The 26,271-nt window shown below is 67.2% G+C and carries 23 protein-coding genes; 13 read left to right on the plus strand and 10 right to left on the minus strand.

The window, feature by feature from the left end; genetic code table 11:
• Positions 1 to 66: 66 nt before the first annotated feature.
• Positions 67 to 963, plus strand: coding sequence for a hydroxymethylglutaryl-CoA lyase (locus tag DFO45_RS04470; protein ID WP_133863942.1), 897 nt, complete (start codon positions 67 to 69; stop codon positions 961 to 963).
• Positions 964 to 1,089: 126 nt separating this feature from the next.
• Positions 1,090 to 2,064 carry a LysR family transcriptional regulator gene (locus DFO45_RS04475; protein ID WP_133863943.1) on the plus strand — a complete coding sequence of 325 codons (975 nt, stop codon included), beginning with the start codon at positions 1,090 to 1,092 and terminating at the stop codon, positions 2,062 to 2,064.
• A 7-nt stretch (positions 2,065 to 2,071) separates the two neighbouring features.
• Here the strand turns inward: DFO45_RS04475 and DFO45_RS04480 are convergent, their stop codons facing one another.
• A complete protein-coding gene (locus DFO45_RS04480) occupies positions 2,072 to 3,259 on the minus strand; it encodes a UbiH/UbiF family hydroxylase (RefSeq protein ID WP_133863944.1) in 1,188 nt (395 codons plus the stop codon).
• 192 nt (positions 3,260 to 3,451) lie between these two features.
• On the opposite strand from DFO45_RS04480, the gene DFO45_RS04485 reads away from it, so the two are divergent.
• The 8 genes from DFO45_RS04485 (at position 3,452) to recO (ending at position 11,364) form a co-directional block, all read left to right on the plus strand.
• Positions 3,452 to 4,426 (plus strand): quinone oxidoreductase, encoded by a 975-nt coding sequence (locus tag DFO45_RS04485; protein ID WP_133863945.1) that lies wholly within the window; start codon positions 3,452 to 3,454, stop codon positions 4,424 to 4,426.
• Positions 4,427 to 4,563: 137 nt separating this feature from the next.
• Complete coding sequence (locus DFO45_RS04490) at positions 4,564 to 6,780, plus strand: bifunctional (p)ppGpp synthetase/guanosine-3',5'-bis(diphosphate) 3'-pyrophosphohydrolase (protein ID WP_043879194.1); 2,217 nt, start codon at positions 4,564 to 4,566, stop codon at positions 6,778 to 6,780.
• A 69-nt stretch (positions 6,781 to 6,849) separates the two neighbouring features.
• A complete protein-coding gene (locus DFO45_RS04495) occupies positions 6,850 to 7,611 on the plus strand; it encodes a pyridoxine 5'-phosphate synthase (RefSeq protein WP_133863946.1) in 762 nt (253 codons plus the stop codon).
• Positions 7,608 to 8,018 carry a holo-ACP synthase gene (gene acpS, locus DFO45_RS04500; protein WP_133863947.1) on the plus strand — a complete coding sequence of 137 codons (411 nt, stop codon included), beginning with the start codon at positions 7,608 to 7,610 and terminating at the stop codon, positions 8,016 to 8,018. Before DFO45_RS04495 ends, acpS begins: the two co-directional genes overlap by 4 nt.
• Positions 8,019 to 8,230: 212 nt before the next feature.
• Entirely contained in the window at positions 8,231 to 8,983 is a 753-nt protein-coding gene (lepB, locus tag DFO45_RS04505; RefSeq protein ID WP_012170530.1) for a signal peptidase I, read from the plus strand.
• Complete coding sequence (gene rnc / locus DFO45_RS04510) at positions 8,980 to 9,687, plus strand: ribonuclease III (protein ID WP_133863948.1); 708 nt, start codon at positions 8,980 to 8,982, stop codon at positions 9,685 to 9,687. The genes lepB and rnc overlap by 4 nt, the downstream gene beginning before the upstream one ends.
• Positions 9,684 to 10,619 carry a GTPase Era gene (era, locus tag DFO45_RS04515; protein ID WP_133863949.1) on the plus strand — a complete coding sequence of 312 codons (936 nt, stop codon included), beginning with the start codon at positions 9,684 to 9,686 and terminating at the stop codon, positions 10,617 to 10,619. The genes rnc and era overlap by 4 nt, the downstream gene beginning before the upstream one ends.
• Positions 10,620 to 10,626: 7 nt before the next feature.
• Positions 10,627 to 11,364, plus strand: coding sequence for a DNA repair protein RecO (recO, locus tag DFO45_RS04520; RefSeq protein ID WP_133863950.1), 738 nt, complete (start codon positions 10,627 to 10,629; stop codon positions 11,362 to 11,364).
• On the opposite strand, the gene DFO45_RS04525 is transcribed toward recO, so the two are convergent.
• Positions 11,346 to 11,696, minus strand: a complete 351-nt coding sequence (locus tag DFO45_RS04525; RefSeq protein ID WP_133863951.1) for a hypothetical protein — start codon at positions 11,694 to 11,696, stop codon at positions 11,346 to 11,348. The two genes, recO and DFO45_RS04525, sit on opposite strands and share 19 nt — an antisense overlap.
• A gap of 277 nt (positions 11,697 to 11,973) precedes the next feature.
• Between DFO45_RS04525 and parC the strand changes: the two genes are divergently transcribed.
• Both parC and DFO45_RS04535 read left to right on the plus strand, forming a co-directional pair.
• Positions 11,974 to 14,211, plus strand: a complete 2,238-nt coding sequence (gene parC, locus DFO45_RS04530; protein ID WP_133863952.1) for a DNA topoisomerase IV subunit A — start codon at positions 11,974 to 11,976, stop codon at positions 14,209 to 14,211.
• A 4-nt stretch (positions 14,212 to 14,215) separates the two neighbouring features.
• A complete protein-coding gene (locus DFO45_RS04535; RefSeq protein WP_133863953.1) occupies positions 14,216 to 15,985 on the plus strand; it encodes a chloride channel protein in 1,770 nt (589 codons plus the stop codon).
• A 19-nt stretch (positions 15,986 to 16,004) separates the two neighbouring features.
• On the opposite strand, the gene DFO45_RS04540 is transcribed toward DFO45_RS04535, so the two are convergent.
• Positions 16,005 to 16,805 (minus strand): aldolase, encoded by an 801-nt coding sequence (locus DFO45_RS04540; RefSeq protein ID WP_133863954.1) that lies wholly within the window; start codon positions 16,803 to 16,805, stop codon positions 16,005 to 16,007.
• A gap of 304 nt (positions 16,806 to 17,109) precedes the next feature.
• On the opposite strand from DFO45_RS04540, the gene DFO45_RS04545 reads away from it, so the two are divergent.
• Positions 17,110 to 18,048, plus strand: coding sequence for an ornithine cyclodeaminase family protein (locus tag DFO45_RS04545; protein WP_133863955.1), 939 nt, complete (start codon positions 17,110 to 17,112; stop codon positions 18,046 to 18,048).
• Between the two features lie 51 nt (positions 18,049 to 18,099).
• Here DFO45_RS04545 and DFO45_RS04550 read toward each other — a convergent pair whose 3' ends face one another.
• From DFO45_RS04550 to DFO45_RS04580, 7 genes are all read right to left on the minus strand, one after another.
• Complete coding sequence (locus tag DFO45_RS04550) at positions 18,100 to 19,110, minus strand: dipeptide ABC transporter ATP-binding protein (protein ID WP_133863956.1); 1,011 nt, start codon at positions 19,108 to 19,110, stop codon at positions 18,100 to 18,102.
• The gene (locus tag DFO45_RS04555) at positions 19,107 to 20,096 is read right to left on the minus strand and encodes an ABC transporter ATP-binding protein (protein ID WP_133863957.1); all 990 of its coding nucleotides are present in this window, start codon (positions 20,094 to 20,096) and stop codon (positions 19,107 to 19,109) included. The genes DFO45_RS04550 and DFO45_RS04555 overlap by 4 nt, the downstream gene beginning before the upstream one ends.
• A 2-nt stretch (positions 20,097 to 20,098) precedes the next feature.
• The gene (locus tag DFO45_RS04560; protein ID WP_133863958.1) at positions 20,099 to 21,025 is read right to left on the minus strand and encodes an ABC transporter permease; all 927 of its coding nucleotides are present in this window, start codon (positions 21,023 to 21,025) and stop codon (positions 20,099 to 20,101) included.
• Positions 21,022 to 21,963 (minus strand): ABC transporter permease, encoded by a 942-nt coding sequence (locus tag DFO45_RS04565; protein ID WP_012170541.1) that lies wholly within the window; start codon positions 21,961 to 21,963, stop codon positions 21,022 to 21,024. The genes DFO45_RS04560 and DFO45_RS04565 overlap by 4 nt, the downstream gene beginning before the upstream one ends.
• Before the next feature lie 15 nt (positions 21,964 to 21,978).
• Entirely contained in the window at positions 21,979 to 23,580 is a 1,602-nt protein-coding gene (locus DFO45_RS04570; RefSeq protein ID WP_012170542.1) for an ABC transporter substrate-binding protein, read from the minus strand.
• Positions 23,581 to 23,757: 177 nt separating this feature from the next.
• Positions 23,758 to 24,930 carry an amidohydrolase/deacetylase family metallohydrolase gene (locus DFO45_RS04575; RefSeq protein WP_012170543.1) on the minus strand — a complete coding sequence of 391 codons (1,173 nt, stop codon included), beginning with the start codon at positions 24,928 to 24,930 and terminating at the stop codon, positions 23,758 to 23,760.
• A gap of 41 nt (positions 24,931 to 24,971) precedes the next feature.
• Positions 24,972 to 25,907, minus strand: a complete 936-nt coding sequence (locus DFO45_RS04580) for an N-carbamoyl-D-amino-acid hydrolase (RefSeq protein WP_133863959.1) — start codon at positions 25,905 to 25,907, stop codon at positions 24,972 to 24,974.
• Positions 25,908 to 26,271 lie beyond the last annotated feature (364 nt).

Here is a 26,271-nt window from a genome sequence, read left to right on the forward strand (position 1 = left end):
CGCCGGCGGCCCACCCGCATGTTGAACGCAAGGCCCGTCTGGATCTGGCGCAGGGAGCGGTCTGACATGGCCTTCCCCGCAGATGTGCGCATTGTCGAGGTTGGCCCGCGCGACGGGCTGCAGAATGAAGCCACGCTGGTTCCCGAGGCGGTGAAGGTCGACCTCATCGCCCGCCTTGCGGCGGCGGGCCTCAGGACCATCGAGGCCGGCAGCTTCGTGGCGCCCAAATGGGTGCCGCAGATGGCCGGAAGCGCCGAGGTCCTGAAAGCCGCGCCGCGGCGGCCGGGCGTCTCCTATCCAGTGCTGGTGCCGAACATGAAGGGATTCGAGGCGGCGCTGGCGGCGGGCGCGCAGGAGGTGGCGGTTTTCGCCGCGGCCTCCGAGGCCTTCTCGCAGAAGAACATCAACTGCTCCATCACCGAGAGCCTGGCGCGCTTTGCGCCGGTGATGGAGGCCGCGCGCGCCGCCGGAGTGCGGGTGCGGGGCTATGTGTCCTGCGTGCTCGGATGCCCCTATCAGGGGGAGGTGCCGCTGGCCGCGGTGGTGGACGTGGCGGAGCGCCTCTCTCAGATGGGCTGCTACGAAATCTCGCTTGGCGACACCATCGGCGTCGGCACGCCGCGGAAGGCCGTCGCGATGCTCGATGCGGTGCTGGGAGCGCTGCCGGTGGAGCAGGTGGCCCTACATTTCCACGACACCTACGGGCAGGCGCTCGCCAACATCTATGCCTGCCTCGATCGTGGGGTGGCCGTGCTCGATGCCTCCGTGGGCGGGCTCGGCGGGTGCCCCTATGCGGCGGGAGCGAGCGGCAATGTGGCCACGGAGGATCTCGTCTACATGCTGGAAGGCATGGGCATCCGTACCGGGGTCGATCTCGAGGCGCTGGTGGAAACCGCCGCCTTCATCTCGGCGGCCATCGGCCGCGCGCCCGCCTCCCATCTCGCCAAGGCTCGCGGCTATTAGCCGGCGGGGCCTGACGTTGCTGTGCACCGGGAGGATTGTTTATAAAGAGGATCAAGTCTGGCGTGATCGGCGGTAATAATTTCCCGTCAGAAACAATCCGCCGGACGCCCTCCTCGGAGCCTCTGCATGGATCAGCTTGCCGCGATGCGGTGCTTCATCGGCGTGGTGGAGGCCGGCACCTTCAGCCGCGCGTCCACCGTGCTTCGGGTGCCTAAGGCGACCCTCACCAAGAATGTGCAGGCGCTCGAAGCCCATCTGCGCACCAAGCTCCTGCACCGCACCACCCGCCGCGTGACCGTAACGCCGGATGGCGAGGCCTATTACGAGCGCGCGGTGCGTCTGCTGGCGGACCTAGAAGACCTGGACAGCACGATGGCGGTGTCGCAGGCCAATCCGCAGGGGCGCCTGCGCGTCGATATCTCCGCCGCCCTTGCCACAATGCTGTTGATCCCCGCGCTGCCGGAGTTTCACGCCCGCTATCCCGATATCCAGATCGACCTCGGGGTGACGGACGATGTCGTGGACCTGCTGGGCGAGAATGTGGACTGCGTGATCCGGGCCGGCCAGCTCGCCGATCAGTCTCTGGTGGCCCGCCGAATCGGCGAGATGCACTCGGTTCTGGTCGCCGCGCCCGGCTATCTCGAGGCCCATGGCACGCCTGCCCATCCGCTGGACCTTGAGACCTCCCACCGGGCGGTCGGCTATTTCAAGCCCCGCATGGGGCGCTCCCTCTCGCTCACCCTGAGCAAGGATGCCGACGAGGCCGTCGAGGTGAACGGGCGCTATATGCTCGCGGTGAGCGACAGCAACGCCTACATCACCGCCGCCATGGCGGGGATCGGGATTGCCATGATGCCGGTGTTTATGGCGCGGCCGCATATCGAGAGCGGGGCGCTGGTGCCGGTTCTTAGCGAGTGGCGGGCGCCGGCAAAGCCCATCTACGCGGTCTTCCCGCCCTCCCGGCACCTGAGCAACCGGCTCCGCGTGTTCGTGGACTGGGTCGCGGCGCTCGTGGCGCGCACCGATTTCGGCATGCGGGATGCTCCCGCCAAGCCGCGCGAGGCGGCGGTGACGTCGCCCCGCATCTCGGTCGTGAAATAAGGGACGCTCAGGCCGCGCGGTTGCCGAGGCCGAGGCGCATCACCGTGCGCCGCAGCGGCCCCACGCGGTCGAGCAGATAAAGGCCGAAGCCGCGCACGCTCTGCACCGGCACGAGGTCGGAGAGGAGCGAGCGGTTGAGCATGTCCACCGCCGTCATGCGGCCGTGGATGTCGCGGTCGCGGGCGCCCGCATAGCGCTTCAGCATCTCCGCTCCGCCGAGGTCGAGGCCGGGCTCCGCCGCGAGATCCACCAGCGCAACCGCGTCCCGGAGCCCAAGGTTCAGGCCCTGCGCCCCGATGGGCGGCATCACATGGGCCGCTTCCGCCATCAGGGCGACGCGGGGCGCCGTGATCTCGCGGGCGGTTTCGGCCACCAGCGGGAAGGCCGCGCGGCCTTCCTCGACCTCGAACGGCCCCAGGATGGAATGGGCCCGCCGCTCGAATTCCCGCGCCAGTGCCGGCAGGTCGAGGCCGAGGAGGCGCACCGCCTCGCGGTCATCCACCACGCAGACGATGCTGGAACGGTCGCCGGGCAGGGGCACCAGGGTAAAGGGACCGGTTTCGGTGTGGAATTCGGTGGAGATGTCCCAGTGGGGACGGGTGTGGCGTACCGTGGCGGTGACCGCCACCTGCGGATATTCGCGCCGCTTCACGCCGATGCCGCAGGCCTCGCGGACGCGGGAGTTGCGCCCGTCCGCCGCCGCCACGAGGGCGGCGCGCACAGAGCGACCGTCATCGAGGCTGAGCGTCACTCCGTCCGCGTCCGTGCGCAGATCGGTGAGGGAGGCGCGGGCGAGACTGAGGCCGTTCGTCTCCTCGGCGGCGGCCCCCAACTCCCGGCGCAGGGGCTCGTTCTCGATATTGTAGCCGAAGGCTTCGAGGCCGATCTCGCTGGCCTTGAAGGTCACTTCCGGCGCGCGGACGAGGCGGCGCGTGCCGTCCACGATGCGCATGTCCCGCAGCGGCGCGGTGTGAGGGGCGATGCGGTTCCAGACGCCGAACCGCTCGAGGATCGGGATCGAGGTGCCGAGCAGGGCGGTGGTGCGGTGGTCGATCCCGCGTTCCGGACCGGTGATGAGCACGGTGGTCCGGCCCGATGCCGCAAAGCCGATGGCGGTCGCGAGGCCGGCCGGCCCGGCACCGACCACCGCCACTTCGGCTTCGATCCCCGGTGCATTGCTGACGGGCTGCGACATGGACGCCTCCTTCGGACAAACGATGGAGGCGGTACGCCTCCGGAAATTGCGCGGATCATATCGGCAACGCGCGAGGGCGTCTTGCGGGCGCATCGTCTCAGCACGTCGCCTGTGCACAGGGCTTTGGCAGGCGCCTTGCCCGGAACTTCAACGCCCCTATGATCGCGGGCGTTTCAAGCGCGGGAGGCGGAAATGGTCGGGGCGATCCGAATTCATCACACGGGCGGGCCGGAGGTGATGAAGTTCGAGCAGGTGGACCTGCCGCCGCCCGGTCCCGGCGAGGTGCGCATCCGCCACACCGCCATCGGCCTCAATTACATCGACACCTATTTCCGCTCCGGCCTCTACAAGGCGCCGGCGCTGCCCTTCACCCCCGGCAATGAGGGGGCGGGCGAGGTCGAGGCGGTGGGGCCGCACGTCGAGGGTTTCCACGCCGGGGACCGCGTTGCCTATGCGACGTCGCTCGGCTCCTATGCGGAAGCGCGCAACGTGCCCGCCAACGTTCTCGTGCATGTGCCCGCCGCCATCGACGACCGCACCGCCGCCGCCATGATGCTGAAGGGTATGACGGCGCAATATCTGGTGAAGCACACCCATGCGGTGAAGCCGGGGGATGTCATCCTCGTGCAGGCGGCGGCCGGCGGCGTCGGGCTTTTGCTCTGCCAGTGGGCCCATGCGCTGGGTGCCACCGTGATCGGCACCGTCGGATCGAAGGCGAAGGCGGAACTCGCCCTCGCCAATGGCGCGGACCATGTAATCCTCTACAAGGACGAGGATTTCGTGCACCGGGTGAAGGAGATCACCTCCGGCAAGATGTGCGACGTGGTCTATGACGGCGTCGGGCAGGCAACCTATCCTGCGTCGCTCGACTGCCTGAAGCCCTTCGGCCTGTGGGTGAGCTTCGGCAACGCCTCGGGCGCGATCACCAATTTCGATTTGCTGAGCCTGTCCCAGAAGGGCTCGCTCTATGCCACGCGGCCGACCCTCTTCACCCACACCAGCACCCGCGAGAAGCTCGTGGCAACGGCCAACGATCTCTTCGAGGCGGTCCTGACCGGCGCGCTCAAGATTCCCGTGCATCAGACCTATGCGCTGAAGGATGCCGCCAAGGCCCACAAGGACCTCGAAAGCCGCGCCACCACGGGCTCAACACTTCTTCTACCCTGATTGCAGGTGGTGCGAGGCATTCGCAAAAAAGTCATCTGCGACTTGCGCCAAGGTGGCGCCTGCATGATATGAGCCGGGCTTGACTAATCACGGCGGCCCGCCCGGGTCCGCCCGTGCTGCGACGGACCGTGCCGGCCATGATGCGCCAATACGAGCTGGTCGAGCGCGTTCGACGGTACAATCCCCAGACCGACGAGGCGCTTCTCGACCGCGCCTATGTCTATGCCATGCGCGCCCACGGCGCGCAGGTGCGCGCGTCCGGCGACCCGTACTTCTCGCATCCGCTCGAAGTGGCCGCCATCCTCACCGACCTGAAGCTGGACGACGCCACCATCGTGGCGGCGCTGCTCCACGACACGATCGAGGATACTGACGCCACCAAGGCGGAGATCGAACGCCTGTTCGGCAAGCAGATCGCCGATCTGGTGGAGGGGCTCACCAAGATCAAGAAGCTGGACCTCGTGTCCAAGCAGGCCAAGCAGGCGGAAAACCTGCGCAAGCTGCTGCTGGCCATCGCCGACGACGTGCGCGTGCTGCTGGTCAAGCTCGCCGACCGCCTCCACAACATGCGCACGCTGAAATACGTGCCGCCGGAGAAGCGGGACCGTGTCGCGCAGGAAACCCTCGACATCTACGCGCCGCTCGCTGCCCGCATGGGCATGCACGACATGCGCGAGGAGCTGGAGGATCTCGCCTTCCGCCAGCTCATGCCGGAGGCCTATGAGAGCATCACCTCCCGCGTTGAGGAATTGCGGGAGCGCAACGGCCCGCTCGTGCAGGAGATCGAGCGCGAGCTGAAGGAGGAGCTGGAGCGGCGGGGCATGAAGGCCGAGGTGAAGGGCCGCGAGAAGAAGCCGCACTCCATCTGGGGCAAGATGGAACGCAAGGCCATCGCCTTCGAGCAGCTTTCCGACCTCTATGGCTTCCGCGTCATCGTGGACGGGGTGGAAGACTGCTACCGCACGCTGGGCATCGTCCACACCAAGTGGCCGCTCGTGCCGGGCCGCTTCAAGGACTACATCTCGACGCCGAAGCCGAACGACTATCGTTCGCTGCACACAACGGTCATCGGCCCGCGCCGCCAGCGCGTGGAGCTTCAGGTCCGCACCCGCGACATGGACGAGATCGCCGAATACGGCATCGCGGCCCATGCGCTCTACAAGGATGCCAGCGGCGCGCCGGGGGCCATGCTCTCCACCGAGAGCAGCGCCTATGCCTGGCTGCGCAAGACCATCGAGAACCTGTCGCAGGGCCTGTCGCCGGAGGAGTTCCTGGAGCACACGAAGCTCGAGCTCTTCCACGATCAGGTCTTCTGCTTCACCCCCAAGGGCAGGCTCATTGCCCTGCCGCGCAAGGCGACGCCCATCGATTTCGCCTATGCGGTCCACACCGATGTCGGCAATACGGCGGTGGGCTGCAAGATCAACGGCAATATCGCCCCGCTGGTCTCCGAGCTGAAGAATGGCGACGAGGTGGAGATCATCACCTCCAAGGCCCAGACGCCCCCCGGCGCCTGGGAGACCATCGCCGTTACCGGCAAGGCGCGCGCCGCCGTGCGCCGCGCCACGCGGGCAGCGGTGCGGGCGCAATATGCCGGCCTCGGCCGCAAGATCGCCGAGCGGGCCTTCGCCCGCGCCGGCAAGGCCTTCTCCGACGAGGTGGTGACCAAGGGCATGTCGCGCCTTGCCCGCACAGCGGTGGAAGACGTGTTCGCGGCGGTCGGGCGCGGCGAGATCAAAACCGACGATCTCATCCGCGCCGTCTATCCGGACTGGACCGCCCCGCGCCCCGAGGACCGGCTCGCCGCCAACCGCGCTCCGCAGGGCGAGGGCTGGTTCGAGCTCAAGAAGGGGCACAACCTCAAGTTCAAGATCCCCGAGGGGGGCGAGGAGGCTTTCGTGGCCGCCCTGCCCATCCGGGGCATCAATTCCGATTTGCCCGTGCGCTTCTCGCCGCAGGGCGGCGCGGTGCCGGGCGACCGCATCGTGGGCATCCTCACCCCGGGCGAGGGCATCACCATCTATCCCATCCAGTCGAAGGCGCTCCAGCACTTCGAGGACGCGCCCGAGCGCTGGCTCGACGTGCGCTGGGACGTGGATGAGCTCAGCACCGGCCGCTTCCCCGCCCGCATCCGTGTGACCGCCATCAATGAGCCGGGCACGCTCGGGCAGGTGGCGACCATCATCGGCGAGCGCAACGGCAATATCGAGGGACTGGAGATGCGCTCGCGCTCGCCAGACTTCACCGAGATGCTGATCGATCTCGACGTGTTCGACCTCCGGCACCTGAACGGCATCCTCACCGATCTGCGCGGGCGCCCCGTTGTGTCGAGCGCCGAGCGCGTCAATGGGTGACGGCCCGGCCCCGAGGCCTTAAATCCTCCGGCCGGTGTTCTCCGGCATCATCCTTCAGGAGCTGACACGATGACCGCCCCCATCCGGCTCGGATTGAACGTGGACCACGTGGCCACCGTGCGGAACGCCCGCGGTGGCCTCAATCCTGACCCGGTGCGTGCGGCCCTGCTTGCCGCCGAGGCGGGCGTCGACGGCATCACGGCGCACCTGCGCGAGGATCGCCGCCACATCCGCGACGCGGACATCGCCCGCATCCGCTCCGAAGTCGCGCTGCCGCTGAACTTCGAGATGGCGGCCACCGACGAGATGATCGCCATCGCCCTCTCCGTCAAGCCGCATGCCTGCTGCCTCGTGCCGGAGCGCCGCGAGGAGCGCACCACCGAGGGCGGACTGGATGTTGCCGGGCAGGCGGCGGACCTCAGGCCCAGGATAGCGGCCTTGAACGCCGCCGGCATCCGCGTGTCTCTCTTCATCGCTGCCGATCCGGTGCAGATCGCCGCTGCCCGTGCGCTTCAGGCCTCCGTCATCGAACTGCATACGGGCGCATGGTGCGAGGCGCTGGCGGCCGGGCATCTGGCCGAGGCGTCCGCCGAGTTCGAGCGCCTGCGCACCGGCGCCCGCGAGGCGGCAGCGCTGGGCCTTGAGGTCCACGCCGGCCATGGGCTCGATTATGAAACCGCCGAGCAGATCGCCGCGTTGCCTGAGATCGCGGAACTGAACATCGGTCATTTCATGATTGGCGAAGCCATTTTCGAGGGTCTGCCAGGGGTGGTCAGCCTCATGCGGGAAGCCATGGCCCGCGGCCAAGACCGCCGGGAGCTTGCCGCATGATTCTCGGCATCGGCTCCGATTTCTGCGACGCCCGACGTATCGAGAAGTCCATCGAGCGGTTCGGCGCCCGCTTCACCGAGCGCGTCTTCACGCCGCTGGAAAGGGCGAAGGCCGAACGCCGGCCGCGTCCTGCCGAGACCTATGCGAAGCGCTTCGCCGCCAAGGAGGCCTGCGCCAAGGCGCTCGGCACTGGCATCGCCCGCGGCGTATTCTGGCGCGACATGGGCGTCGTCAACCTGCCATCGGGCCAGCCGACGCTGGAACTGACCGGCGGCGCGGCGGCGCGGCTGAAGGAAATGGTGCCAGAGGGCTATGAGCCCCGGATCGCCCTCTCCCTCACCGACGAGGGGCCGCTGTCGGCGGCTTATGTCATCATCAGCGCGGAGCTGATCGGCACGCCGCGCTGAGGCTCCGAGGGCTTCTTCCCGAGAGGCAGCACACGCAAATGCGTCCGGACTGGAACGGCCCGGCACGGCGCCGCGTTGCCGCCTGAGCGCGAAACGGTTATAGCAGCCAAATCCGTGCGTGCGCATGGCATTGCCGCTGGGTCAAGACTTTCGACCCGTTTTCGGCACAGTTTGCTGCACACTGGCGCGGACTTTATTGCACCGGATCCTCAATGACTGCGACCAGTGATTCCAAGAAGGACGGCGGATTTCTCGAGACCGTCCGCGTCATCGTCCATGCGCTCCTGATCGCATTGGTGATCCGCACCCTGCTGTTCCAGCCCTTCAACATCCCTTCGGGGTCCATGAAGGATACGCTGCTGATTGGCGACTATCTGTTCGTCTCCAAGTACAGCTACGGCTATTCGCGCTTCTCCCTGCCGCTCTCCCCGCCGCTCTTCACCGGCCGCATCTGGGGCAAGGAGCCGACCCGCGGCGACGTGGTGGTGTTCAAGTTGCCGAAGGACGGCGAGACGGACTATATCAAGCGCCTCGTCGGCATGCCGGGCGACGACATCCAGATGATCGACGGCGTGCTGCACATCAATGGCGTGCCGGTGAAGCGCGAGCGCCTGTCCGACGTGATGGAGGATGACGGCACCGGCCGTCAGGCGCCGGTGAAGCGCTGGCGCGAAACGCTGCCGAACGGCGTCTCCTACGAGACGCTCGATATCGTGGACAACGGCTTCTACGACAACACGCCCGTCTATCACGTGCCGGCCGGCCATTTCTTCATGATGGGCGATAACCGGGACAATTCCGCCGACAGCCGCGTGCTGAGCCAGGTGGGCTATGTGCCGTTCGAGAATCTGGTGGGGAAGGCGCAGATGATCTTCTTCTCCATCGACGAGCACACCCCGGCCTGGCAAGTGTGGAACTGGCCCTGGACCGTGCGTTGGACCCGCATCTTCAGCATGGTGCGATGAGCGAGACGCAGGATTTTGCCGCGCTGGAGGCGCGGCTGGGGCACAGCTTCACCGATCGCAGCCATCTCGCGCTCGCGCTGACCCACATCAGCTCCGTCAAGGGGCAGTCGGTGCGCGTGCGCTCCTACCAGCGGCTGGAATTCCTCGGCGACCACGTGCTTGGCAGCGTGGTTTCGCATATGCTTTACGCTGCGTTCCCGAAAGCGGAGGAGGGCGAACTCTCCCGCCGCCTCGCGGAACTGGTGCGCGAGGAAGCCTGTGCCGAGGTGGCGCAGGACATGGGCCTTGGTCCCTATCTGCGGCTCGGTCCCGGCGAGGCCCAATCCGGCGCCCGCCAGCGCCGCGCCATCCTCGCGGATGTGGCCGAGGCGGTGGTGGCGGCGGTCTATCTGGACGGCGGCTATGAGGCTGCCAACGCGCTGGTGGAGCGCTTCTGGCGCGGCCGGCTCGAGGCGCCCCGGCGCCCCCTGCGCGACCCGAAGACGGTGTTGCAGGAATGGGCACAGGGCCGCGGCCTGCCGCCGCCGGTCTATCGGGACGTGGAGCGCTCCGGCCCCGACCATGCGCCGCGCTTCCGTGTGGCTGTGGACCTGCCGGGGCTTGATCCCGCGGAGGCCGAGGGCGGATCGAAACAGACAGCGCAGAAGGCTGCGGCCTCTGCATTTCTTGCCCGTGAGGGCGTCGTGACGGAGAGTGGTGAATGAACGGATTGGACCGGGCGGAAGCGGAGGGCGCGGAGCCGACGCGGTGCGGTTTCGTGGCCTTGCTGGGCGCCCCCAATGCGGGCAAGTCCACCCTCACCAACCAGTTGGTCGGTACCAAGGTCTCCATCGTCTCGCACAAGGTGCAGACGACGCGCGCGATCGTGCGCGGCATCGCGCTGGAAGGCCCGTCTCAGGTCATTCTCGTGGACACCCCCGGCATCTTTTCGCCCAAGCGGCGGCTGGAGCGGGCCATGGTGAACACCGCCTGGACCAGCGCCTCCGACGCCGACGTGGTGGCCCTGCTCGTGGATGCCAACCGGGGCATCGACGAGAATGTGGAATCGATCCTGAAGCCGCTGGCCGAGGTGAAGCGCCCGCGCGCGCTCATCCTCAACAAGATCGACATGATCCGCCGGGACACGCTGCTGGAACTGGCGCAGAAGCTCACCGAGCGCCTGTCCTTCGAACGCGTGTTCATGGTCTCCGCCCTCAAGGGCGATGGCGTGGACGATGTGCGCACGTGGTTTGCGGAGAAGGTGCCTTTCGGCCCCTGGCTCTATCCCGAGGACCAGATCTCGGATGCGCCCATGCGCATGCTGGCGGCGGAGATCACCCGCGAGAAGCTGTTCCTGCGCCTGCACGACGAACTCCCCTACCGCTCCACGGTCGAGACCGAATCGTGGAAGGAATTGCGCGACAAGTCTGTGCGTATCGAGCAGACCATCTTCGTGGAGCGGGAAAGCCAGCGGAAGATCGTGCTCGGCAAGGCGGGGGCGACCATCAAGGCCATCTCGTCCGAATCGCGGGCGGAGATTTCCGAAATCATTGAGGCCCCGGTGCATCTCTTCCTGTTCGTGAAGGTGCGGGAGAACTGGGCCGATGATCCGGAGCGCTATCGCGAGATGGGGCTCGAATTCCCGCACGGAGACTGACGCCGCCGTGGAATGGACCGACGCGGGCATCGTTCTTAGCGTGCGTCGCCACGGGGAAACGAGTGCCATCGTCGATCTGATGACGCGGGAGCGGGGCCGTCACGCCGGCCTCGTGCGCGGCGGGGGCTCCCGCCGCCTCGCCGCCTTGCTCCAGCCGGGCAATACGCTCCACGCCACATGGCGGGCCCGCCTTGAAGGCCAACTCGGCCTCATGACCGTGGAGCCGCTGACGCTGCGCTCCGATGCGATCATGCGCAGCGCCCACGGCAGCTTTGGCGTGACCCATCTCGTGAGCCTGATGCGCCTGTTGCCCGAGCGCGATCCGCATCCCGGCCTTTTCGCCAGCCTCGACGCCATTCTGGACGCCTTCGACGAGCCCGCCCATGCGGGTGAGCTTCTGGCGCGCTTCGAGATGGCATTGCTGGGGGAATTGGGCTTTGGACTCGATCTCGCCACCTGCGCGGCCACCGGCGGCAACAACGATCTCGCCTATGTCTCACCGCGCAGCGGCCGCGCTGTGTCCCGCAGCGCAGGCGAGCCCTATGCGGACAAGCTGTTCGGCCTGCCCACCTTCCTCATCGGCGGCATCGTGCCGCCGAGCCTGCCGGACATGGAGGAAGCCCTGCGCATGACGGGCTTCTTCCTCTCGACCCGCGTTCTGGAGCCGCGCGGCCTCGCGCTGGGCGAGGCGCGCGCCTCATTTCTCGCGGCACTGCGCCGCGCGCTTCACCAGCCCCGGCCGTAGCCATAGCCCCAGGCGGGCGGGGGAGGCGGGGGCGGGGCACCGTAGAAGCCGGGACGGGGGCCATAGCCGCCACCGCCCCAACCGCCGCCGCCCCAGCCGCGATCGACCCACACCTGCCGGCAACGCTCCACATAAGTGGGACGGCCGTAATACCAGCGGGGCACGGACCGGCAGACGGTGCGCCATCCGACGTTCTCCACCGGCGCGGCCGATTCGCCCTGGGCGAGGCCCAGTGGCGCAGCATTCGTGAGCGGCATCGCGTTAGCCCCGGAGGAGAACGCCGTCAGCCCAAGCAACGCTGCGCCGCACACGCCAAGAAGAATCCGTTTCATCTGAACGTCTCCTTTGAACGTCTTCGTGCGTATTTGCACTGTCCTCAAAGGATAGTGATCACGATGTCGCTATTATGTTGGGCGGAGGCGGGGCGGGTTAAATTTGTTTAACGCGCGGCGGTAATTAAATAGGGTCGAACTAAACCCCTGTTCACCTAGCTGAACGCCTTGGCCTCGGCCGTTCATTCTTGGGACGGGCCGGAGGCAGCGTCACGACAAAGCTGTGCGGATATGTGTCCGGCTTGTTTCGCGCGGGCGGGCGCGCTAGTCGGAAGCCATGGCCACAAAAACCTTGCCCCCCGGCGGCGGCTCCGTCGAGCCGGTCGATCTGAAAGCAGCGCTCGAGGAGCGCTATCTGGCCTATGCCCTCTCGACCATCATGCACCGGGCGCTGCCCGATGCGCGGGACGGGCTGAAGCCGGTGCACCGCCGCATCCTCCACGCCATGCGGCAGCTCAAGCTCGATCCGGGGTCCGGCTTCAAGAAATGCGCCCGCGTGGTGGGCGACGTCATCGGTAAGTTCCATCCGCACGGCGATCAGGCGGTCTATGACGCCTTGGTGCGTCTCGCGCAGGATTTCGCGCAGCGCTACCCGCTGGTGGACGGGCAGGGCAATTTCGGCAATGTGGACGGCGATAACGCCGCCGCCATGCGATACACCGAAGCCCGCCTCACCGAGACGGCGCGCCTGCTGCTGGACGGCATCGACGATGATGCGGTGGACTTCCGGCCGACCTATGACGGCTCCGAGGAGGAGCCGGTGGTGCTTCCCGCCGCCTTCCCGAACCTGCTGGCCAACGGCTCGCAGGGCATCGCGGTGGGCATGGCGACGTCCATCCCGCCGCACAACGCCGCCGAACTGCTGGACGCCTCGCTTCATTTGCTGGAGCACCCGAACGCGCCGGCCTCCGACCTGCTTCAGTTCGTGCCCGGCCCCGATTTCCCCACCGGCGGCATCCTTGTGGAAGACCCGGTCGGCACGGCGGAAGCCTATGCCACGGGGCGCGGCGCTTTCCGCGTGCGTGCCCGCTGGCACAAGGAAGAGACCGGGCGCGGCACCTATGTGGTGGTGGTGACGGAGATCCCCTACGGCGTGCCGAAGTCGCGCCTCGTGGAGAAGATCGCCGAGCTCCTCACCGACAAGAAGCTGCCGCTGCTGGCGGACGTGCGTGACGAGAGCGCCGAGGACATCCGCCTCGTTCTGGAGCCCCGCGCCCGCACGGTGGATGCTGAAGTGCTCATGGAGAGCCTGTTCAAGCTCACCGAGCTTGAGTCCCGCGTCTCCCTGAACATGAACGTGCTGGTGCGCGGTCAGGTGCCCAAGGTGCTCTCGCTGGCCGATGCGCTGCGCGAGTGGCTGGACCACCGCCGCGAGGTGCTGCTGCGCCGCTCGCGCAACCGGCTCAGCCAGATCGCTCACCGGCTGGAAGTGCTGGGCGGCTATCTGATCGCCTATCTCAACCTTGACGAGGTGATCCGCATCATCCGCGAGGAGGACGAGCCGAAGGTCGAGCTGATGCGGACCTTCGAGCTGACCGACCTTCAGGCCGAATCCATCCTCAACATGCGCCTGCGGTCCTTGCGGCGCCTCGAGGAAATGGAGCTGCGCAAGGAGCATGCGGGGCTCACCAAGGAGCAGGAACAGCTGAACAAGCTGGTCGCTTCCGAGGCCGCCCAGTGGAAGGCCATCGGCAAGGAGATCCGCGAGACCCGCAAGACCTACGGGCCGGACACCGAGATCGGCCGCCGCCGTACCGATTTCGCCGTGCCTCCGGATGTGCACGAGAGCGCCTTCACCGAGGCGCTGGTGGAGCGCGAGCCCATCACCATCGTCATGTCCGCCAAGGGCTGGATCCGCGCCCTGAAGGGCCATGTGGCGGACGTGACCGGCGTGCCCTTCAAGGGCGACGACACGCTCGCCCACGCCTTCTATGCGGAGACCACCTCCAAGATCATGGTGCTCTCCTCCAACGGACGCTTCTTCACGCTGGATGCGGCCAAGCTCCCCGGCGGGCGCGGCCATGGCGAGCCCGTGCGCCTGATGATCGAGCTGGAGCAGGAAGCGGAGATTGTCTCCGTCTTCGCGCACCGGCCGGGCGGCAAGCTCATTGTCGCCTCCAGGGAGGGACGTGGCTTCGTGGTGGCGGAGGACGACTGCCTCGCCAACACCCGCAAGGGCAAGCAGGTGCTGGGCGTGGACGCGCCCGATGCCGCCGTGCTGGCGGTGCCGGCGGATGGCGATACGGTTGCCGTGATCGGCGACAACCGCAAGCTGCTCCTCTTCCCCATCGCGCAGGTGCCGGAAATGACCCGCGGCCGCGGTGTCCGTCTCCAGCGCTACAAGGAAGGCGGCCTCTCGGACCTCAAGGTGTTCAACCGCGCGGACGGCCTCACCTGGGAGGATTCCTCCGGGCGCACCTGGACGGTGACGGAGCTGCTGGACTGGCAGGGCGAGCGGGCCTCCTCCGGCCGCCTGCCGCCCAAGGGGTTCCCGCGCAACAACAAGTTCGCCTGACCCCATGAGCGCGGGCGTCGAGGCGACGGGGACCGAGGCCGCCTCGACGCGCGGCTTCGCCCAGCGCCTGCGGACGCTGGCGCGTGGGCGCGAGACCTCGCTGGTGGTGCTCGCCGCCCTGATCGGCGTTCTCGCCGGCCTGTCCGTCACTCTCATCAGCCGGGGGGCGGAACTGCTGCACAGCGTGCTGTTCGGCGCCGCCCGCATCAGCTCCATTCCCCGGCTGCCCCTCCATGTGCTGCTCTGGCCGGCGATCGGCGGCCTCATCATGGGCGGCGTCATCCTGGCGATGAAGCGCTGGCGGCCCCATTCCATCGTGGATCCCATCGAGGCGAATGCGCTGCATGGCGGACGCATGTCGCTGCCTGACAGCATCATCCTGTCCCTCCAGACCATGCTGGCGAACGGCTTCGGCGCGTCGGTGGGCATGGAGGCGGGCTATACGCAGTCGGGGTCGGGCCTTGCGTCCGTCATTGGCCAGTGGCTGCGCCTGCGTCGCATGGACCTGCGCATTCTGGTCGGCTGCGGCGCTGCGGGCGGCATTGCGGCGGCCTTCCAGGCGCCGCTGACGGGGGCTTTCTACGGCTTCGAGCTCATCATCGGCGTCTATGCCATTCCCGCCGCCGCGCCGGTGATGACCTCGGCCCTCATCGCCTATCTTACCGCCCGGCAGCTCGGGGCGGCCTCGACGCCCATCTATGTGCCCGAGATCGGCCCGCTCGAACCTTCCGCCTATCTGCCATTCCTGCTGCTTGGGCTGATCGCCGGGGGCGTCGCCATCGGCATCATGCGGCTGGTGACGCTGGTGGAGCGTGGCTTTGCGCGCAGCGGCCTGCCGCTCTGGTTGCGGCCCGCGGTCGGCGGCCTCGGCGTTGGCGCTCTCGCCTATGTCTCGCCGCAGGTGCTCTCCAGCGGCGAGGGGGCATTGCGCATCCAGGTGGGGACAGGGATCACCAGTGCCGTGGCGCTGATCCTTCTGCTGAAGGTCTGCGCCTCATCGCTGTCGCTGGGCTCCGGTTTTCGCGGGGGGCTGTTCTTCTCCTCGCTCTTCATGGGCTCGCTGCTCGGCAAGCTCTTCGCGGGTCTTGCCGGGAGCGTGGTGCCGTGGCTCGCGCTCGATCCGGTCATCGCCGCCGTGGTGGGCATGAGCGCGCTGGCGGTGGGCGTGGTCGGCGGCCCCTTCACCATGACCTTCCTGACGCTGGAGATCACCGGCGACCTGCATATTGCGGGCCTCGTGCTCACCGCCTCCATCGGCTGCTCGCTGCTGGTGCGCGAGACCTTCGGCTACTCCTTCTCCACCTGGCGCATGCATCTGCGGGGGGAAACCATCCGCAGCGCGCTGGATGTGGGGTGGCTCAGGGCGCTCACCGTGGAGCGGATGATGCGTACCGACGTCTCCGTGTTCGGTGCCGGCGCGGATCTTGCCGCCTTCCGTGCGGCCTTCCCTCTGGGCTCGGTGAAGACCGTGGCGCTGCAGGACGGGGAGGGGCGCTATGTGGGCCTCGTGCCCGTGGCGGTCGCCCATTCGGACGCCCATCCCCCGACGGAGCGGATCGAGGCACTGGCCTGCAACGGCGACGACATCCTGCTGGCGGACATGAATGTGAAGCAGGCCGCCGCCGTGTTCGACCGTGCCCAGATCGACGAACTGGTGGTCGTGGATCATGCCGAGGGCCGGCGTATCATCGGCCTGCTCAGCGAGGCCTTCCTGCTGCGCCGCTATGCGGACGAACTGGACAAGGCGCGCCGGGGGGTGGCCGGCGACGCCTGACGACCAGTTCGATCGCCCCTCAGGTGCGGTAGGCGGGCTCTTCGCGGTCGAGGATGCGCTTCATGCTTTCGAGGTGCAGGCGGGCGGATTCCGCATCTCCCTCGCGCATCTGCCTGGCCGCGGCTTCGGCAATTTCGGTCTTCACCGGCAGAACGGGGCGGCCGGTGGCCATGGCGAGGCACTGCACCTCGCAGGCCCGTTCCAGATAATAGAGATCGTCCCACGCCTCCGCGATGGTGCGGCCGAGCACCATGACGCCATGGTGCTTCATGAAGACGATGTCCGCATCCCCGACGGAGGCAGCGATGCGGTCGCCTTCCGTGCTGTCGAGGGCGAGGCCGTTATAATCGTGGTCCACCACCGTGCGGCCGTAGAACTTCAACGCCGTCTGGCCGGCGAAGACGAGCGGCTCGCCCTCCACCATGGAGAGCGCGGTGGCATAGGGCATGTGGGTGTGGAAGGCGACGCGGGCGCGCGGCACGTTGAGGTGCATGCGGGCATGGATGAAGAAGGCAGTCGCTTCCGGCACGCCGCTGCCCGAAAGCACGTTGCCGTGGAAATCGCACACCAGCAGATGGGACGCGGTGATCTCGCTGAACGCGTAGCCGTAGGGATTGACCAGGAAGAGGTCATCATGGCCCGGCACGACGGCGGAGAAGTGGTTGCAGATGCCCTCGTGCATGCCGAGACGGGCGGCGAAGCGGAAACAGGCGGCGAGCTCCACGCGGGCGTTCCACACCTCCTCCCTATCGAGCGCCGGGCGGTTGGACGCGGCCGCTCCGGCTTGCGGAGCGGTTTCGCGGGTGAAGGCATGGGCCATGGACTTCTCTCCTGCATCGGAGCCGGAGCGATGCTCGATCGCGGTCGGCTTCCTGAAAGACCGGCGTCCGAAGGGCTCGGGCACCACGACATGCACGGGCTGATCGCGCAATCATTCCGGGGCCGGATGCGGCCTCTGGAGAGACTACAAGGCGTCGGATGCCGGAAACAATCCCACGATGCCGATGGTGGACTGCGAGCCCCCAGATTGATGCCGGGCGCGCGCACGGGCGCCCGAAATGTTATGGATTACCCATGGGATGCCGTTCATGCCCCGGCGGCGGGACAGGTGTGAGGAGCTGGACATGTTTCGCGTATTTGATGCCGCGCAGATCCATGCGGCGCTGGAGTATCGGGCGCTGATCGAGGCCCTGCGCGCGGCCTTTGCCGAGGCGGCGACAGAGACGCCGGTGCGCCAGAGCTACGAGGTCGGCCTGCCGGGCGCCCCCGCCCACCTCCTGACCATGCCCGCATGGCGGCGCGGCAACGTGCTGGGCGTGAAGCTGGTGAACGTGTTTCCCGGCAACTCGGCCCTCGGCCTCGGGGCGGTGAATGGCCTCTATGTGCTGTTCGACGGCGCGACGGGCGTGCCGAAGGCCATCATGGACAGTGACGCATTGACCAACCGGCGCACCGCCGCAGCCTCTGCGCTCGCCTCCGGCTTCCTCTCGCGGCCGGACAGCCGCACGCTGCTGGTGGTAGGCACAGGGCACCTCTCCGCGCATCTGGCCGCCGCCCACTGTGCCGTGCGGCCCATCTCGCGCGTGCTGGTCTGGGGCCGGTCGCCGGACAAGGCGGAGAAGGCGGCCGCCAAGCTCACGGCACAGGGCCAGCCGGCCGAGCCCGTCACCGATCTTGCGGCAGCGACCGCCGAGGCGGACATCATCACCAGCGCCACCACCTCAACCGTGCCGCTGATCGCCGGCCGGAACGTGCGGCCGGGTACCCATGTGGACCTTGTGGGCGCCTTCACCCCCGCCATGCGCGAGAGCGATGATGACCTGATCGCCGGCGCCAGCGTCTATGTGGACACGCGCGCGGGTGCGCTCGCCGAGGCCGGTGACCTGTTGCAGCCCGTCGCCGCCGGCGTGTTTGCGAAGGATCGGGTGAAGGGGGATCTCTACGAATTGTGCGGCGGTCGGGCCGCCGGGCGCAGCTCGGACAGCGAGATCACCGTGTTCAAGTCCGTGGGCGCAGCCATCGAGGATCTGGTGGCGGCGCAGATGGTGTCTGGCCAAGGCTGACGCCATTGGAAGAACGGCTGATCCGGCGGCGCGCCGGATCAGCCTGTCACGTTAATGCGATGCGGCCGTCAGCGGATTTTCGGCATCCGGGCGGTCATTCAGGTGGCAGGCGGCCCAGTGCTCGTTGTCACCGAGCCGCAGTTCCGGCTCTTCCTTTGCGCAGCGCTCGAAGGCATAGGGGCAGCGGGTATGGAAGCGGCAGCCCTTGGGCGGGTTCACCGGGCTCGGCACGTCGCCTTTCAGGATGATGCGTTCCCGCTTGGCGCCGGGCTCGGGCTGCGGTACGGCGGAGAGCAGGGCCTGCGTATAGGGATGGCGCGGGCGGCCGAACAATTCCCGCTTGGGCGCCACCTCCACCAGCTTGCCCAGATACATCACCGCCACGCGGTGGGTCATGTGCTCCACCACCGCCAGATCGTGGCTGATGAACAGAAGCGCCAGCCCGAGCTCGCGCTGGATGTCCTGCAAGAGATTGACGATCTGTGCCTTGACCGAGACGTCGAGGGCCGAGACCGCCTCGTCGCAGACGATGAGTTCAGGCTCAGCGGCGAGCGCGCGGGCGATGCAGATGCGCTGGCGCTGGCCGCCAGAGAATTCGTGCGGGAAGCGCTTCACCGCCTCGCGGGGCAGGCCCACGAGATCCATCAGCTTGCCCACCCGCGCATCCACATCGGCGGAGGACGAGGCGAGGCCGAAGTTGTGGATGGGCTCTGCGAGGATGTCCCTCACCTTCATGCGTGGATTGAGGCTGGAGAAGGGGTCCTGGAACACCACCTGCACCCGGCGGCGGAAGGCGCGCAGGGCGTCCTTGGAGGCATCGTCCATGCGCTGGCCGTCCAGCACCACCTGGCCGGACGTGATGTCGAACAGGCGCAGCACCGCGCGCCCCACCGTGGATTTGCCGCAGCCGCTCTCGCCCACCAGAGAGAGCGTCTCGCCACGATCCACAGTGAAGGAGACGCCATCCACCGCATAGACGAAGGAGGGCTTGCCGCCGAACAGTCCGCCCGCGATGCGGTAATGCTTCTTGAGGTCGTTCACCTCCAAAAGAGGGGGCTTCATGCGGCGGCAGCCTCCTTCGGGGCATAGTGGCAGGCGGCGGCGTGGCGCGGGGCCTTCCATTCCAGAGCCGGCGCCCATGTGCGGCACACGTCCGTAGCGATGGCGCAGCGGCCGGCGAAGACGCAGCCCTGAATGGGCTTGGTGAGGCTCGGCACCTGACCGGGGATTTCCGCAAGGCGCGAGGTCTCGCCCTGAAGCGAGGAGCCGAGCTTCGGCACAGCGCCCAAAAGGCCGCGCGTATAGGGATGGCGCGGATTGGCGAAGAGCTCGCGCACCGGCGCCTCTTCCACCTTGCGGCCCGCATACATGACCATGACCCGCTCGGCCACCTCGGCCACCACGCCGAGATCATGGGTGATGAGCACGATGGCCGCGCCGACGCGGGACTTGAGATCCCGCATCAGATCGAGGATCTGCGCCTGAATGGTCACGTCGAGCGCGGTCGTGGGCTCGTCCGCGATCAGCAGGCGCGGATTGCAGGCCAGCGCGATGGCGATCATCACCCGCTGGCGCATCCCGCCCGAGAGCTGGTGGGGATATTCCTTCACCCGCCGCTCGGGCGCGGGAATGCCCACGAGACTCAGCATCTCCACCGCCTTGGCCTCGGCGGCAGCGGCGTCGAGCCCCTGATGCAGGCGCAGCGTCTCGCCGATCTGGCGGCCCACGGTGAGCACCGGATTAAGGCTCGTCATGGGCTCCTGGAAGATCATGGAGATCTCGTTGCCCCGGATAGCCCGCATCTCCTTGTCGGAGAGCTTCAGCAGGTCGCGGCCGGCGAAGCGCACGGCCCCCGCAATCTTGCCCGGCGGCTCGGGAATGAGCCGCAGCATGGACATGGAGGTGACGGACTTGCCGCAGCCGCTTTCGCCCACGATGGCCAGCGTCTCGCCTTCCTCCACATGGAAGGACACGCCATTGACCGCGCGATTGACGCCGCCCGGCGTGCGGAAATGGACCTGGAGGTTCTCGACTTCGAGCAGGGCCATGGTCACACCCCCTTCGCCTGACGTGGGTCGAGCATGTCGCGCAGGCCGTCGCCCATCAGATTCACGGCAAGCACGGTCACGGACAGGAACGCGGCGGGGAAGAAGACGATGAACGGCTTCACCTGCCACAGCGCCCGGCCCTCGGCCATGATGTTGCCCCAGGAGGGGATGTTGGGCGGCGTGCCGGCGCCGATGAAGGAGAGGATGGCCTCCACGATCATGGCGCTGCCGCAGATATAGGTGGCCTGCACGGTCATGGGCGCCAGCGTGTTGGGCAGGATGTGGCGCAGGATGATCATGGGCGTGCGCGTGCCCGAGGCAATGGCTCCGTCCACATAAGGCTGCTCGCGGAGCGAGAGCACGACGCCGCGCACGAGGCGCGACACGCGCGGGATTTCCGCCACCGTGATGGCGAGAATGACGTTGCCCACGCTGCCGCGCGTGATGGCCATGAGCGAGACGGCCAGCAGGATGGGCGGAATGGACATGAGGCTGTCCATCACCCGCATCACGAGGCTGTCCAGCCAGCGCACATAGCCGGCGATGAGGCCGATGGCGAGCCCCCCGAGCGAGGCGAAGAAGGCCACCGCGAAGCCGACGATCAGCGAGACGCGGGTGCCGTAGAGGACGCGGGAATAGATGTCGCGCCCCAGCATGTCGGTGCCGAACCAGTATTGCGCGGATGGCGCGCGGGTGCGGCGGGCGGGCGAGAGCGCACTCGGGTCCACCGTGCCGAGATAGGGCGCGAAGATCGCGATGAGGATAAGCAGCAGCAGCAGCGCGCCGCCGATGGCGATGGTGGGATGGCGGCGCAGGAAGCCGATGAACCCCGTGCGCGGCTTGCGCGCCTTGAGGATGTCCGGCAGTTCGGTGGCGATGGCGAGCCCTTCCGGCGGGGCCGCGCCCGGATGATCATTGGCGAGGGTCAATAGCGGATCCTCGGATCAAGGAAGGTGTAGAGGATGTCGATGATCAGGTTCACGAGGACGTAGACGAAGCTGAACAGCAGCACGACGCCCTGGATGACCGGATAATCGCGGCGCAGGATGGCATCCACCGTGAGGCGCCCGAGGCCCGGGATGGCGAAGACGCTCTCCGTCACCACCGCGCCGCCGATGAGGAGCGCGATGCCGATGCCGATGACGGTGACGATGGGCACCGCCGCATTCTTGAGCGCGTGGATGAATAGCACGCCGCCCTGTCCGAGGCCCTTGGCTTTGGCCGTGCGCACATAATCCTGCGCCAGAACCTCCAGCATGGAGGCGCGGGTGATGCGGGCGATGAGGGCGATATAGACACAGCCGAGCGAGATGGCCGGCAGCACCAGATTGGAGAGCCACGGCCCGATGCCCTCCGCGATGGGCGTGTAGCCCTGCACGGGAAACCAGTCGAGCTGGAGCGCGAAGGTGTAGGCCAGCACATAGCCGATGACGAAGACGGGCACGGAGAAGCCGAGCACCGCAAAGGTCATGATCGCCCGGTCCACCCACGTGCCCGCCTTCCAAGCCGCCACGACCCCCATGGGGACGGCGATGATGATGGCGAAGATGAGCGTCACCAGCATCAGCGAGACCGTGGGCTCGATGCGCTGGCCGATCATCTGCGTGACAGGCAGGTTGGTGAAGATGGAGGTTCCGAGGTCCGCATGCAGCGTGCGCCACGCCCATTCGCCGAACTGCACGAGGAAGGGCCGGTCGAGACCGAGGTTGGCGCGGATGCGGGCGATGTCCGCCGGCGACGCCTGGTCGCCGGCGATCACCGCGGCGGGATCGCCGGGTGCGATGTAGAGCAGGCTGAACACGAACAGCCCGACCATCGCCATGACGGGGATGGTCGAGAGCGTGCGCCGCAGGATGTAACCGAGCATGCGTTCCCTTACCCGTCAGGCGGACTTTGCGACGCCCCAGAAGGTCGGGATCGGGCCCTTGGTCACGCCCGTTACCTTCTTGTTCCACGCCGTGTAGGTGAGAAAGAAGCCGGTGGGCGCATAGGTCACGTTTTCCAGCGCGGCCTTGTTCAGGCGGCCGATGGCGGCCTTCTCCTCATTGAGGTCCTTGGCGTCGAACCACGACACCACCTCGGCCTCCACCGCCGGGCTTTCCGGCCAGCCGAACCACGCCTTGTCGCCATTGGCGCGGATGGCGGGATAGGCGGCGGGGTTCACGCAGTCCGAGCCCGCATGCCAGGTGTGGAACATGCTCCAGCCGCCCTGCGTCGGCGGGGTCTTGAGCGCGCGGCGGGAGCCGACCGTGCCCCAGTCGGTGGCGACGAAGTCCACATTCATGCCGAGCTTCTTCAGAAGATCGACGGTCACGTCGCCCTGCGCCTTGGTGATGGGCTGGTCCTGCGCCACCACGCACACCACCGGCTCGCCCTTGTAGCCGCTCTCGGCCAGCAGCTTCTTGGCGGCGTCGAGGTCGCGCTTGCCCTTCAGGATCTCGCCGCCTTCCTCCGTGTAGAGGGGCGTGCCGGGGGTGAAGAAGCCGGGCAGGGTCTTCCACAGCGCCTCATCGTCGCCGACGACCGCGCGCATGTAGTCTTCCTGGCTCAAGGCCATGAGCACGGCGCGGCGCACCTTCGGATTATCGAAGGGCGGCTGGATGTGGTTCATGCGGAACGAGCCGACATTGCCCAGCGGGTCGCCGATGTCGACGTTGAGGTTCTTGTTCTTCTTGAGAAGCGGGACGAGGTCGGAGAGCGGCTGCTCCCACCAGTCCACCTCGCCGTTCTGAAGGGCGGCGGCGGCGGTCGCCGGGTCGGGCATCACCACCCACTCGATGCGGTCCACCAGCATCTTCTTGCCGCCGGAAATCCACGAGGCGGGCTCATTGCGCGGCACATAATCGGCGAAGCGCTCGAACACCGCCTTGGCGCCCGGCACCCATTCGTTCTTCAGGAACTTGGTGGGCCCGGAGCCCACATATTCGGTGATCTGCTTGAAGGGGTCGGTCTGCGCGATCCGCTCCGGCATGATGAAGGCAATGGGGGCGTTGGTCTTGCCGAGCGCCAGCAGCATCTTCGGGTAGGGCTTGGAAAGCACCCAGCGGAAGGTGTTGTCGTCGACCGCCACCAGTTCCTTCTGGATATTCTTGAGCATGATGCCCATGGGATCGCGCGCGGACCAGCGGGTGAGGCTCGCCACCACGTCCTTGGCCAGCACCTTCTCGCCGTCATGGAACTTCAGGCCGGGGCGCAGCTTGAAGGTCCAAGTCAGGCCGTCGGCGGAGACTTCCTCGCTCTCCACCATCTGGCGTTGGGGCTTCTGGTTGGCATCGAGGCCGTAAAGCGTGTCCCACACCAGCACGGAGGCGTTGCGCACCACATATTGCGTGCCCCAGATGGGGTCGAAATTGGCAAGGTTCGCCTGCGGCACGAAGCGCAGCGTCTTGGCGGCGCCCTGGGCGAGCGCGGGCATTGCGAACCCGCCGCTCATCGCCAGCGAACCGGCACCGGCGGCGCCCTTCAAGAATGTCCTGCGGTCCATGTCATTCCCCTCGGTTGCCTGTTGTTTCAGCAGTTCTGGTGATGCCGCCGGCGGCGCTGGAAGGTGACGGCCGGCGGAGACAAAGGCGGGATGGCGCTACGGCAGGGACTGGCCGCGGCCTTGCGGCTCATCTGGCAAGCCCCGTGCCACGCGGGCGGCCGGCGAGCCGGCCGCCGCTCAGGAGGCGACCTGCTTCTTGAAGCGCTGCGAGCGCTTGGGGTGCCACCACTTGCCGGCGAGGACGACGCCTTCGGAGGCGATCTTCCTGTCGCCGATCAGGTGCTCGCCCACCACGTCCACATAATCGAACCGACCCTCGCGCACCTTCAGGATGGTGGCATCGCCCGCGCTGCCGGCCTTCAGCGAGCCGAGTTCCGGCCGCTTCAGCGCCATTGCGGCGTTGACGGTGGAGCGGGCGATGACCTCCTGAAGCGGCATGCCCAGCATCAGGAACTTCGACATGGTGGTGACCTGGTCGAACGCCGGCCCCTCGATGCACAGAGCATGCACGTCGGAGGAGATGGTGTCTGGCGGGAAGCCGTTGGCCAGCATCGCGCGGGCGGTCTTGAAGGCGAAGGAGCCCTTGCCGTGGCCGATGTCGAAGATGACGCCGCGCTCGCGGGCGCGCAGCACGCAGGGCTTCACCGTGCCCTGCGCGGTGGCCGGGGAATTGGGGAAGGGGCGGAAGCAGTGGGTGAGCACGTCGCCACCGCGCAGGCGCTCCACCACCTCCTCATAGCTCGGCGGCGGGTGGTCGATGTGGGCCATGAGCGGCAGCCCGGTCTCTTCCGCCACCTGAAGCGCGATGTCGAGGGGCGCGATGCCCGAAGTGCCGGAGGCGTGGGCGCCGACGCGCACCTTGATGCCCACGATCACGTCGCGGTTGGCATCGGCCACCTTCACCGCGTCGATGGGGTTCATGAGACGCATCTCCTCGCTTTCGCCCACCATCACGCGCTGGGAGAAACCGTAGATGCCGGCATGCGAGACGTGCAGATAGGCGAGGATGCGTACCTGGCTCGGCTCGATCACATGCTTGCGGAAGCCGGCGAAGTTGCCGGGGCCCGCGCTGCCCGTATCGACCGCCGTGGTGACGCCGGAGAGGCGGCAGAACTCTTCCGCATCGATGCCGAGCGACGTACCGCCCCAATAGACATGGGTATGCAGGTCAATGAGGCCCGGCGAGACGATATAGCCGGAAACGTCGCGCACGTCCGTGGTGGCCGTGGCCTTCAGGTTCTTGCCGACCTTCGCCACCTTGCCGTCGGTGAAGGCCACATCCATCACCGCGTCGATATTCTGCGAGGGGTCGATCACATGGCCGCCGCGCAGGATCAGATCAAAAGCCATCTACCAGTCTCCAGACGGAAAATTCAAAGGGCAGCGGACGCTCATTCGGGCGCGATGGCGCCCGTCTGCTCGACGATCAGCCGATAGGCCTCCGGCTGCCGGTGCTTGGCGAAATTGAAGGTGGTCTCCTTGTAGGAGGCGCACATGTCGAGGTCGCAGCGGGCGAGCACCAGTTCATCGTCCTGCGTTAGCGCCTGCGCCACGATCTGGCCGGACGGGGCAATGATCGAGGAGGCGCCGATCATCTCGCAGCCTTCCTCCACGCCGCATTTGGCCGCGCCCACCACCCACGTGCCGTTCTGATAGGCGCCGGCCTGCATGGAGAGCTGGTTGTGAAACTCGGAGAGCCGGTCGTGGTCGGGGGCGGGCGGATTGTGGCGCGGCGTGTTGTAGCCGATGAGCACCATCTCAACGCCCTTGAGGCCCATCACGCGATAGGTCTCGGGCCAGCGCCGGTCGTTGCAGATGGCCATGCCGAGCACGCCGCCCATGATGCGGCGGACCGGCCAATTCAGATTCCCAACCTCGAAATAGCGCTTCTCCAGATGCTGGAAGGCGCGCCAAGGTTCGTGGTCGGCATGGCCGGGCAGATGAATCTTGCGATACTTGAGAACGATCTCGCCCGACTTGTCGACGATGACCGAGGTGTTGAAGCGTCGCAGCCGGCCGCCTTCCTCCACCAGTTCCGCATAGCCGAGGCAGAAGCCCACCTTCAGCGCACCGGCGAGCGCAAAGAGGGGAGCCGTCTCGGCCGAAGGAAGTGCCGTTTCGAAGAAGGCGTCGATCTCGGTCTGGTCTTCCGTATACCAGCGCGGAAAGAAGGTGGTGAGCGCAAGTTCCGGGAAGACCACGAGATCGCAGCCATGCCCGGCGGCCTGCCGCAGCAGGTCGCAGAGGCGCCGCACGACGGAAGCGCGCGTATCCGCACGCTGGATAGGACCCAACTGGGCGGCAGCGACGGTCAGGATACGGGACACGGGCCAGCCTTAGGCAAGTGAGCGACGTGCAAAGGAACTCCCCGCGTCTTCGACTTCGTGAGGAAGCCATCCTGCTCACGCTTCGCAAGAGGCGTGCCACATGGTCGGATCTGTGTGCCGCTGGTATGCCACTTGAAGCGCAAGCACTGTTCCTCTCATGCGGGGACGCCGGGGATGCCGCAGGAAGGGGCGTTTGAACAATATATGGGCAAAACATCGGGTCAACAAAGACTGATCCGATGATGCCAAGTCTAATTGTCGCGCAGCTCTGTGCAGTTGCGGAATTATCCGTGTGCACCTGCGTGAATACTTGTGCGATGCACTTGTTCGCGCGAGCCGACACGCGCCGTGACCGTTTCGAGCC

This window comes from Azorhizobium sp. AG788, assembly GCF_004364705.1.
GTDB classification, from domain to species: Bacteria; Pseudomonadota; Alphaproteobacteria; order Rhizobiales; family Xanthobacteraceae; genus Azorhizobium; species Azorhizobium caulinodans.

What these genes read in the sequence shown, in the direction of transcription:
- DFO45_RS04470 (WP_133863942.1), top strand. Translation starts at nt 67, where the DNA reads ATGGCCTTCCCCGCAGATGTGCGCATTGTCGAGGTTGGCCCGCGCGAC.
- DFO45_RS04475 (WP_133863943.1), top strand. Translation starts at nt 1,090, where the DNA reads ATGGATCAGCTTGCCGCGATGCGGTGCTTCATCGGCGTGGTGGAGGCC.
- DFO45_RS04480 (WP_133863944.1), bottom strand. Translation starts at nt 3,259, where the DNA reads ATGTCGCAGCCCGTCAGCAATGCACCGGGGATCGAAGCCGAAGTGGCG.
- DFO45_RS04485 (WP_133863945.1), top strand. Translation starts at nt 3,452, where the DNA reads ATGGTCGGGGCGATCCGAATTCATCACACGGGCGGGCCGGAGGTGATG.
- DFO45_RS04490 (WP_043879194.1), top strand. Translation starts at nt 4,564, where the DNA reads ATGATGCGCCAATACGAGCTGGTCGAGCGCGTTCGACGGTACAATCCC.
- DFO45_RS04495 (WP_133863946.1), top strand. Translation starts at nt 6,850, where the DNA reads ATGACCGCCCCCATCCGGCTCGGATTGAACGTGGACCACGTGGCCACC.
- acpS (WP_133863947.1), top strand. Translation starts at nt 7,608, where the DNA reads ATGATTCTCGGCATCGGCTCCGATTTCTGCGACGCCCGACGTATCGAG.
- lepB (WP_012170530.1), top strand. Translation starts at nt 8,231, where the DNA reads ATGACTGCGACCAGTGATTCCAAGAAGGACGGCGGATTTCTCGAGACC.
- rnc (WP_133863948.1), top strand. Translation starts at nt 8,980, where the DNA reads ATGAGCGAGACGCAGGATTTTGCCGCGCTGGAGGCGCGGCTGGGGCAC.
- era (WP_133863949.1), top strand. Translation starts at nt 9,684, where the DNA reads ATGAACGGATTGGACCGGGCGGAAGCGGAGGGCGCGGAGCCGACGCGG.
- DFO45_RS04525 (WP_133863951.1), bottom strand. Translation starts at nt 11,696, where the DNA reads ATGAAACGGATTCTTCTTGGCGTGTGCGGCGCAGCGTTGCTTGGGCTG.
- parC (WP_133863952.1), top strand. Translation starts at nt 11,974, where the DNA reads ATGGCCACAAAAACCTTGCCCCCCGGCGGCGGCTCCGTCGAGCCGGTC.
- DFO45_RS04535 (WP_133863953.1), top strand. Translation starts at nt 14,216, where the DNA reads ATGAGCGCGGGCGTCGAGGCGACGGGGACCGAGGCCGCCTCGACGCGC.
- DFO45_RS04540 (WP_133863954.1), bottom strand. Translation starts at nt 16,805, where the DNA reads ATGGCCCATGCCTTCACCCGCGAAACCGCTCCGCAAGCCGGAGCGGCC.
- DFO45_RS04545 (WP_133863955.1), top strand. Translation starts at nt 17,110, where the DNA reads ATGTTTCGCGTATTTGATGCCGCGCAGATCCATGCGGCGCTGGAGTAT.
- DFO45_RS04550 (WP_133863956.1), bottom strand. Translation starts at nt 19,110, where the DNA reads ATGAAGCCCCCTCTTTTGGAGGTGAACGACCTCAAGAAGCATTACCGC.
- DFO45_RS04555 (WP_133863957.1), bottom strand. Translation starts at nt 20,096, where the DNA reads ATGGCCCTGCTCGAAGTCGAGAACCTCCAGGTCCATTTCCGCACGCCG.
- DFO45_RS04565 (WP_012170541.1), bottom strand. Translation starts at nt 21,963, where the DNA reads ATGCTCGGTTACATCCTGCGGCGCACGCTCTCGACCATCCCCGTCATG.
- DFO45_RS04570 (WP_012170542.1), bottom strand. Translation starts at nt 23,580, where the DNA reads ATGGACCGCAGGACATTCTTGAAGGGCGCCGCCGGTGCCGGTTCGCTG.
- DFO45_RS04575 (WP_012170543.1), bottom strand. Translation starts at nt 24,930, where the DNA reads ATGGCTTTTGATCTGATCCTGCGCGGCGGCCATGTGATCGACCCCTCG.